At 72.2% G+C, this 9,080-nt stretch carries 9 protein-coding genes and 1 other RNA gene; 9 read left to right on the top strand and 1 reads right to left on the bottom strand.

Features of this window, described 5'->3' with window-relative positions; genetic code table 11:
* From D8M29_RS05535 to ssrA, 9 genes are all read left to right on the top strand, one after another.
* Nucleotides 1-558, top strand: a 558-nt coding sequence (locus tag D8M29_RS05535; RefSeq protein ID WP_148111525.1) for an alpha/beta fold hydrolase, incomplete at its 5' end; no start/stop codon positions are given.
* A 159-nt stretch (nucleotides 559-717) separates the two neighbouring features.
* A complete protein-coding gene (locus D8M29_RS05530) occupies nucleotides 718-1,872 on the top strand; it encodes a LysM peptidoglycan-binding domain-containing protein (RefSeq protein ID WP_060974327.1) in 1,155 nt (384 codons plus the stop codon).
* Between the two features lie 150 nt (nucleotides 1,873-2,022).
* Nucleotides 2,023-3,144, top strand: coding sequence for a peptide chain release factor 2 (gene prfB / locus D8M29_RS05525; protein WP_049147200.1), 1,122 nt, complete (start codon nucleotides 2,023-2,025; stop codon nucleotides 3,142-3,144).
* A 217-nt stretch (nucleotides 3,145-3,361) separates the two neighbouring features.
* Nucleotides 3,362-4,429, top strand: a complete 1,068-nt coding sequence (locus tag D8M29_RS05520) for a 2,3-butanediol dehydrogenase (protein WP_041104337.1) — start codon at nucleotides 3,362-3,364, stop codon at nucleotides 4,427-4,429.
* Between the two features lie 190 nt (nucleotides 4,430-4,619).
* Complete coding sequence (locus D8M29_RS05515; RefSeq protein ID WP_060974328.1) at nucleotides 4,620-5,828, top strand: acetyl-CoA C-acetyltransferase; 1,209 nt, start codon at nucleotides 4,620-4,622, stop codon at nucleotides 5,826-5,828.
* Between the two features lie 31 nt (nucleotides 5,829-5,859).
* On the top strand, nucleotides 5,860-6,669 hold the full coding sequence (locus tag D8M29_RS05510; RefSeq protein ID WP_060974329.1) for a CoA transferase subunit A: 810 nt from the start codon (nucleotides 5,860-5,862) through the stop codon (nucleotides 6,667-6,669).
* The gene (locus D8M29_RS05505; protein ID WP_060974330.1) at nucleotides 6,666-7,331 is read left to right on the top strand and encodes a CoA transferase subunit B; all 666 of its coding nucleotides are present in this window, start codon (nucleotides 6,666-6,668) and stop codon (nucleotides 7,329-7,331) included. The genes D8M29_RS05510 and D8M29_RS05505 overlap by 4 nt, the downstream gene beginning before the upstream one ends.
* 129 nt (nucleotides 7,332-7,460) lie before the next feature.
* Nucleotides 7,461-7,976 (top strand): SsrA-binding protein SmpB, encoded by a 516-nt coding sequence (gene smpB, locus D8M29_RS05500; RefSeq protein ID WP_044659238.1) that lies wholly within the window; start codon nucleotides 7,461-7,463, stop codon nucleotides 7,974-7,976.
* Nucleotides 7,977-8,111: 135 nt separating this feature from the next.
* Nucleotides 8,112-8,483: a transfer-messenger RNA gene (gene ssrA, locus D8M29_RS05495) on the top strand.
* A gap of 80 nt (nucleotides 8,484-8,563) precedes the next feature.
* Here the strand turns inward: ssrA and D8M29_RS05490 are convergent.
* Nucleotides 8,564-9,010, bottom strand: a complete 447-nt coding sequence (locus D8M29_RS05490; RefSeq protein WP_060974331.1) for a CrcB family protein — start codon at nucleotides 9,008-9,010, stop codon at nucleotides 8,564-8,566.
* Nucleotides 9,011-9,080: the final 70 nt, after the last annotated feature.

Genomic DNA, 9,080 nt, shown 5'->3' with positions numbered 1-9,080 from the left:
GACGCCGCCCACACCTGGGCGGCGCAGGCCGGCCCCGTGCCGGGGCTGCTGATCGGCCACAGCACGGGCGGGGTCATCGCGCTGCGCGCCGTCGCCGACGGGCTGGTGCGACCCCGCGCCCTCGTGGTCATCGACTCGAACGTCCCGGTGACGGACCCCGCCCTGGCCGCCCGGGCGGCGAAGGCCCGCCTCGCCGCCCGCCCGGACTGGCGGAGCGTGCTCCGCGCCTCGCTCGCGCGGGACCTCCTCGTCCCGGAGCCGTGGCACGAGCGGATCCTGGCCGACCTGGACGCCACGCCGGACCATTCGATGCGCGAGCTCTGGGCCGCCGTCCTTGCCGCGGACACCCGTGCCCTGTGGTCCTCCCTCACCGTCCCGACGCTGTACGTGCGCAGCACCCGGGACGTCCACCAGCGGGACCTGGACGCGGTCACTCAGCACGCCACCGTCGTCGACGTCGGCCCGGGCCACTGGCCGCACGTCGCCGAGCCCGAGGCCGTCGCGGCAGCCATCCGCCGCTGGCACGCGACCGTGGCCGCCCAGCCCTCCCACCACTGACCGCGTGCCCGCCGCCGACCGGGCATGGGTGCCCCTCCGAAGCGGGCAACGCGTCGAGACGTCCCGCGCGCCATACAATGATCTGACCGCACCCGGTGTGACGCACATCTCGAGTGGTCAGTCCTGCGGAAGCCCGTCCTCCCCGCCTGAAAGCCCCGCATGAACCGCTCCACCCTCGGCACGCGCCTCGGCGCCTCCGTCCTCGTCGTCGCCGCCCTGGTCTCCGCGGCCCCGGCCGCCCCGGCAGTCACCTCCGCCTCAGGGACGACGACCACCACCGCGACCACCGGGCTCGCGCCGGGCACCTACCTGGCCCAGTCTGGGGACACGTGGGCGTACATCGCCCCACGCGTGGGGGTCGAACTCGCGGACCTGCTCCGTGCCAACGGCGCCACGACCAGCACCGCGATCCGCGCCGGCCAGCCCCTCGTCCTTCCGGCCGTTTCGAAGCACCTGCCGGCCACCTCGCGCACCGGCACCCCCTACTCCGGGCCGATGGCCCCCTCCTCGGCCGGTCGCCGGGTGACCGTGGTCGGCGACTCCATCGCCCTCGGCGCGGCGTCCCTGATGAACCTCGAAATGCCGGGGCTGACCATCGACGCCCGCGAGGGCCGCACCTTCGCCCAGGGCCTGACACGCCTGGCCGAGCTCAAGCAGGCCGGCCGCCTCGGTGACGTCGTCGTGCTCGGCCTCGGTGTGAACGACGGCGGTGCCACGGCCACCCAGGTTCGCCGGGCGATGGACCTCGTCGGGACCGGACGCACACTCGTGCTGGTCACGGCCTCCGGACCGGTCGCCTGGGAGACGTCCACCAACACGGCGATGCGCAACCTCGCCGCCACCTACCCCAGCCGCGTGGTGGTGGCGGACTGGAAGCGGGCCTCGGCCTATGTGACGGACTTCCGCGAGGACCGCATCCACCCCCGCGGGCAGGGTGCGAGCGTCTACGCGCGTCTGGTCCGCCTCGCCGTGGACACCGCGCCGGTGCTGCGGTCCACGACACCCCGGACCGTCACGGTCCAGGCCGGCGACACCCTGAGCCTCATCGCCACCCGCTACGGGGTCACCGGCGGCTGGCAGGCGCTGGCCACCCTCAACAAGATCTCCGATCCGCACATGATCCGCGTCGGCCAGACCCTGCTGCTGCCCGCCACCTCCACCACGACGACGCCGGCCACCTACACCGTGCTCCCCGGCCAGGGCTGGTACGCGGTGTCCCGCGCCACGGGCGTCCCGGTCACCCAGCTGCTCAGCCTGAACGGCGCCACGCTGAGCACCGAGATCCACCCGGGCCAGCGCCTGCGCCTCCGCTGACCGGACGGCGACGGTGGGCCGGTGGCCCCCGGCGACCCGCCTGCCCGAACCGCACCGCTGCTCCTAGAAGTCGCGCGGGTCCCGGCCCGGGTCGACTCGTCGTCACCGGCCGCGACCGGCGTCCACCCCACGCGGTAGGCTGGCCGAATCATGGCTGATACTGACTTCTCTGCGGAGATCGACTCCCTGCGCCACACCCTGGCCTCCATCGAGCAGGTCTCGGACCTCGACCGCATCAAGGCGGACATCGCCGAACTGGAGCAGCAGGCCTCCGCACCGGACCTCTGGGACGACCCGGAGGAGGCCCAGAAGGTCACCTCCAAGCTCTCCCACCGTCAGACGGACCTCAAGCGCATCACCTCCCTGGAGAGCCGCATCGAGGACCTGGAGACCATGGTCGAGCTCGCCGCGGAGGAGGACGAGCCCTCCCTCCTCGACGACGCGAACCAGGAGCTGACCTCCATCCGCAAGGCCCTGGAGGAACTCGAGGTCGTCACGCTGCTCAGCGGCGAGTACGACCAGCGCGACGCCGTCGTGACCATCCGCGCGGGCGCCGGCGGCGTGGACGCGGCCGACTTCGCCGAGACCCTCATGCGCATGTACCTGCGCTGGGCCGAGCAGCGCGGCTGGTCCACCAAGGTCATGGACACCTCCTACGCGGAGGAGGCCGGCCTGAAGTCCGTCACCTTCGAGGTCAACGCGCCCTACGCGTTCGGCACCCTCTCCGTGGAGGCCGGCACGCACCGCCTCGTGCGCATCAGCCCCTTCGACAACCAGGGCCGCCGCCAGACGTCCTTCGCGGCGGTCGAGGTGGTGCCGCTGATCGAGTCGGACGACTCCATCGAGATCCCCGAGTCCGAGATCAAGGTGGACGTGTTCCGCTCCTCGGGCCCCGGCGGCCAGTCCGTGAACACCACGGACTCCGCCGTCCGCATGACGCACCTGCCCACCGGCATCGTCGTGTCCATGCAGAACGAGAAGTCGCAGATCCAGAACCGTGCCGCCGCCCTGCGCGTGCTCCAGTCCCGTCTGCTGCTGCTGCGCAAGGCCGAGGAGGACGCGAAGAAGAAGGAGATGGCCGGCGACGTCAAGGCGTCCTGGGGCGACCAGATGCGCTCCTACGTGCTGAACCCGTACCAGATGGTCAAGGACCTGCGCACGGGCCACGAGGAGGGCAACCCCTCCTCCGTGTTCGACGGCCACATCGACGATTTCGTGGACGCCGGGATCCGCTGGCGCGCCGAGCAGGTCAAGGCCGCCCAGGAGGACTGAGCCCCACGGCGCGGCCCCGCCGCCCAGGCCACCACGACGCCGGCCCGCACCTCCGCAGTGAGGCGCCGGCCGGCGTCGCCGTTCAAGCCCCCGCAGGGGCCTCGGGCCTGGCCCGGGAGACCGGCCCGGTGGGATGCTCGAAGCACCGGGCAGGCGCCCCCGCGCGCCGGTCCGGCACCAGACTCCATTCCCACCCAGGAGGTCGACCAGCATGACCATGCGCGCCGCCCGTTGGCACGGCAAGAAGGACATCCGCATCGAGGAGATCGACTCGCCCACGGCCGGCCCGGGGCAGGTCCTCGTGGACGTCGCGTGGTGCGGCATCTGCGGCACGGACCTGCACGAGTACCTCGAGGGCCCGATCTTCATCCCGCCGGCCGGGCACCCGCACCCGATCTCCGGCGACGCCGCCCCCGTCACGCTCGGCCACGAGATGTCCGGCACCGTCGCCGCCCTGGGCGAGGGCGTCACGGACCTCGAGGTCGGCCAGAAGGTCGTCGTGGAGCCGTACATCGTGCGCGAGGAGGACCGGGACCGACCGGACTACAACCTCGCGCCGGACATGAACTTCATCGGCCTGGGCGGCGACGGCGGCGGACTGGCCGAGCAGATCGCGGTGCAGCGCCGCTGGGTCCACCCGGTGGCCGACTCCGTGCCTCTCGACCAGGCCGCGCTCATCGAGCCGCTCTCCGTGGCCCACCACGCGTGGGTGAGGGCCGGCTCTCCGACGTCGGGCGTGGCAGTGATCGGTGGCGCCGGCCCCATCGGCGCGCTCACGGCGGCCGTGCTCAAGGGCAAGGGCCTGACGGTGTACGTCTCCGAGCTCTCGGAGCTGCGCCGCCAGAAGGTGCTCGAGGCCGGCGTGGTAGACGAGGCATTCGACCCCCGCGAGGTGGACGTGCCCGCGAAGATCCGCGAGCTGCACGACGGCCAGGGCGCGGACGTGGGCTTCGAGTGCACCTCGGTGGACGTGGTGCTGGACATGCTGCTGGACGCGGTCCGTCCCGGCGGGGTGATCGTCAACGAGTCCATCTGGGGCCACGAGCCCGCCGTGGCCCTGCACAAGCTGGTGATGAAGGAGATCGACCTGCGCGGCACCATCGCGTACGCGAACGACCACGCGGACACCATCCGCATGGTCGAGGACGGCGCCGTGGACCTCGCGCCGTTCATCACCGGCAAGATCGGCCTCGACGACCTGGTCGACCAGGGCTTCGAGACCCTCATCCACCACAACGAGACGGCCGTGAAGATCCTCGTCTCGCCCACCGGCCAGGGCCTCTGAGGCTCCGGCCCGACCCCCGGACGTCCCGACGACGGCCCGCACCCGCGCGCTGCGGGTGCGGGCCGTCGTGGTCCCTGTGCCGCGGCGCGCCGTCACAGACGCGTCGCTCCCTGGCGCGCCTGTGACCGGGGTCATAGACTGCATTTGAGTGAATCGTGATGAACCGAGTTGAACGTCCCAGGAGGACCGCATGACCGCCGAGCTGCCCCAGCCTCAGCCCACCGATGCCGTGATCGTGGGCGGTGCCCGCACGCCCTTCACCCGGCTGCTCTCGCAGCAGGCCGACCTGCGCGCCGTGGACCTGGGCGCCCACGCGATCACGCACGCGCTCGAGCGCGCCGGCGTGGCCCCCGAGGACGTGGACATGGTCTACATGGGCCAGGTCGTGCAGGCCGGCGCGGGCCAGAACCCGGCCCGCCAGTCCGCGCTCGCCGCGGGCATCCCGTGGAACGTCCCGGCCATGACGATCAACAAGGTGTGCCTGTCCGGCCTCACCGCCGTGATCGACGCCGCCCGTCTCATCCGCCTCGGCGAGGCGGACGTGGTGGTGGCCGGCGGTCAGGAGTCCATGACCAACGCCCCGCACCTGCTGCCCGGCGCGCGCACGGGCTTCAAGTACGGCCCGGCCACCATGCTCGACGCCGTCGCGTGGGACGGCCTCACCGACTCCCTGAGCCACGAGGCCATGGGCGAGCTGACCGAGTCCGGCAACGGCGAGCGGAACATCGCCCGCGCCGAGCAGGACGAGGTCGCCGCGGCCTCGCACCAGCGGGCCGCCCGGGCCCAATCCGAGGGCGTCTTCGAGGGCGAGATCGCCCCGGTGGAGATCCCGCAGCGCAAGGGCGACCCGCTGGTCGTCTCCCAGGACGAAGGGGTCCGCCCGGACACGACCGCCGAGTCGCTGGGCGCCCTGCGCCCGGCGTTCGCGAAGGACGGCACCATCACGGCCGGCAACTCCTCGCCCCTGTCCGACGGCGCCGCCGCCCTCGTGGTGACCTCGCGGGCCTTCGCCGAGGAGAAGGGCCTGACGATCCTCGCCACGGTGGGCGCACCCGGCCAGACCGCCGGCCCGGACAGCTCGCAGCTGCACTCCCAGCCCTCGGACGCGATCAACGCCGCCGTGCGGAAGCAGGGCTGGGACGTGGCCGACCTCGACTTCATCGAGATCAACGAGGCGTTCGGCGCGGTGGCCGTGCAGTCCCTGCGCGACCTCGGCTACCCGCACGAGAAGACCAACATCCACGGCGGCGCCATCGCCCTGGGCCACCCGATCGGCGCCTCCGGCGCCCGGCTGGCCCTGCACGCCGCCCTCGAGCTCGACCGGCGCGACGGCGGCCGCGCGGCCGTCTCGCTCTGCGGCGGCGGCGGCCAGGGCGAGGCCCTGATCCTCTTCCGCTGACAGACCGCCCCTGACAGAAAGGACCCCGGACATGGCTCTCGACAAGACCGTGGCCACGCCCGCCGAGGCGGTGGCGGACGTGCCGGACGGCGCGTCCCTGGCCGTCGGCGGCTTCGGGCTCTCCGGCAACCCCGTGCAGCTCATCGAGGCCCTGCTCGAGCAGGGCGCCACGGACCTGTCCGTCGTCTCCAACAACTGCGGCGTGGACGGCTGGGGCCTGGGCATCCTGCTCGGCGCGCGCCGGCTGCGGAAGATGACCTCCTCCTATGTGGGGGAGAACAAGGAGTTCGCCCGCCAGTACCTCGAGGGCGAGCTCGAGGTGGAGCTCGTCCCGCAGGGCACCCTCGCGGAGAAGCTCCGCGCCGGCGGCGCCGGCATCCCGGCGTTCTACACCCGCTCCGGCGTCGGCACCCAGGTGGCCGAAGGCGGCCTGCCCATGCGCTACGACGCGGACGGCACCGTGGTGAAGTCCTCGCAGGCCAAGCCCACGGACACGTTCGTGCTCGGCGAGGGCTACCTCAGCCAGACCCCGGACGAGCCCGAGACCTATGTGCTCGAACGCTCCATCGTCACCGACTTCTCCCTCGTGCACGCGTGGAAGGGCGACCGCCACGGCAACCTCGTGTTCCGCAAGGCCACCCGCCAGTTCGGCCCGCCCGCGGCCATGGCCGGCCGCGTGTGCATCGCCCAGGTGGAGGAGCTCGTCGAGCCCGGCGAGATCGACCCGGATGACGTGCACCTGCCCGGCGTCTTCGTGCACCGGATCGTGGAGGTCGGCACGGACATCGAGAAGCGGATCGAGAAGCGCACCGTGCGCGCGTCGGGGGAGGAGCAGGCATGAGCGAGCAGACCACCGGGCGTCCCCAGGGCCTGAGCCGCGACCAGATGGCGGCCCGCGCCGCGCAGGAGCTGCCGGACGGCGCCTACGTCAACCTCGGCATCGGCATGCCCACGCTGATCCCCAACCACATCCCCGCCGGGCGGTCCGTGGTGCTGCAGTCCGAGAACGGCATCCTCGGCACGGGCCCGTACCCCACGGAGGACGCCGTGGACCCGGACCTGATCAACGCGGGCAAGGAGACCGTCACCGTGAACCCGGGGGCGTCCTTCTTCGACTCCGCGCTGAGCTTCGGCATGATCCGCGGCGGCAAGATCGACGTCGCCGTCCTGGGCGGCATGGAGGTCTCCGCCGCGGGCGACCTGGCCAACTGGATGGTGCCCGGCAAGATGGTCAAGGGCATGGGCGGTGCGATGGACCTCGTCCACGGCGCCGGCCGCGTGATCGTCATGATGGACCACGTGTCCAAGGACGGCACCCCCAAGATCGTCGACCAGTGCACCCTGCCGCTGACCGGCCGCGCCGTCGTCGACCGCATCATCACGGACCTGGCCGTCATCGACGTCGTCGGCACCCCGGAACAGCCCCGCCTGGCGCTCGTGGAGACCGCGCCCGGCGTCACCGAGGAGCAGGTCCGCGCGCTCACCGGCGCGTCGCTGGACTGAGCCGACGACGCCGCCCCGCGGCCCCGGCGCACCGCCTCGGCGGGCATCGGACCGGCACGGGATAGACTGGACGGCCGCGCCCTGATCGGGGCGCGGCCGTCGCCGTGGACGCTGGAAGGACGTGAGGCCATGGGCAAGAACAGCAAGGGCAAGGCCGCCAAGCAGCCGGCCCCCGGCGAGCGCCAGGTGATCGCCAACAACAAGAAGGCGCGCCACGACTACACCATCCTCGACACGTACGAGGCCGGCATGGTGCTCACCGGCACCGAGGTGAAGTCGCTGCGCGAGGGCAAGGCCTCGCTCGTGGACGGCTTCGCGGTCTTCTACCGGGACGAGCTGTGGCTCGAGCAGGTCTACATCCCGGAGTACCTCAACGGCTCGTGGACCAACCACGCCGCCCGCCGCCGCCGCAAGCTGCTGCTGCACCGCGCCGAGCTGACGAAGATCTCCCGCCAGATCCAGGATCCGGGCCTGACCATCGTGCCGCTGTCCCTGTACTTCCTGAACGGGCGCGTGAAGGTGGAGATCGGCGTCGCGCGCGGCAACCGCGAATACGACAAGCGGCACAAGCTGCGCGAGCAGCAGGACAACCGCGAGGCCCAGCGGGCCATGCGGATGCGCAACCGGCGCGCCGGCGTGGCCTGAGCGCGGCAGGCCCCTTGGGAATGCCCGGGGGGCGTGCTACGTTGTATCTCTCGCAGGGCCGGTTTCAGGACCGGCGGGCCTCGCGCCCTCCGCCTGCAGTGGTGATTGACAACCTCATAGAGGAGTCGCCCCCATGGGGCCGATCGGTTTCGACGGTGTGTGTCGCGTCGGGAGAAGCGGGCCGAGGATGCAGAGTCATCTCGTCAAACGCTCTCTGCAAACCAATAAGTGCCGAATCCAAGCGCACTGACTTCGCTCTCGCTGCCTGATCAGTGATCGAGTCCGTCACCCCGAGGTCGCTGTCGCCTCGGATCGTGGCGTCAGCTAGATAGCCACTGGGCGTCACCCTCGCCGGGGGTCGTGACGCCGACATCAATCCGGCTGGGTCCGGGTTGGCCGCCCGTCTGCGGGACGGCCAGGACCGAGCAACACCCACAGCAGACTGCGCCCGGAGAAGACCTGGCAACACCTCATCGGACGCGGGTTCAATTCCCGCCGGCTCCACTCACCACCACGGGAAGGCCCCGGAATCACCCCGATTCCGGGGCCTTCCTCGTGTCCGCGACCGGTTTGCGGCGGCCCGCCCCTCAGCCGGCCAGGACCGCGTGCAGGCCCAGGCCGGCGCCCCAGCCGACGACGACGGCCACCAGCCCCAGACCCAGATGCGCGGCCCACAGGCGGGCGGCTGTGCCCCATCGACGGGCGAGCACGGCGTCAGCCGCCTCAGCGGCCACGGTGGACCACGTCCCCAGGGCGAGGCAGAACCCGGACACCACGGCCGACACCGCCGCGACGAGCACGAGCCCCTGCCCGTCGCCCCCGCCCCCGGAGGCGTACACCAGCTCCGGCACGGCCAGGCCGACGGTGACGCCGAGGAGCAGGGCCGCCGTCGTGTTGGCGGTGAGCAGACCCCGGGGGCCGAGCCGGTCGGTCAGGCGCCGGCGCACCAGGGCGCCGAGCGCCCCGCCCGCCGCGAGGCAGGCCAGGAGGGCCACCTGGAGGAGAGCGAAGACCTCGTATCCCGCGCCGCTCATGCGTCCTCCGCCGAACGATCCGTCCAGACCGAGATCGGAAGAGCGCAGTGTAGGGCAAGAGTGCCTTCGC

The organism is Micrococcus sp. HSID17227 (assembly GCF_003989405.1).
GTDB classification, from domain to species: Bacteria; Actinomycetota; Actinomycetes; order Actinomycetales; family Micrococcaceae; genus Micrococcus; species Micrococcus luteus.
Note: the sequence above shows the minus strand (reverse complement) of the source record. Positions and strands in the feature narration are given on the sequence as shown.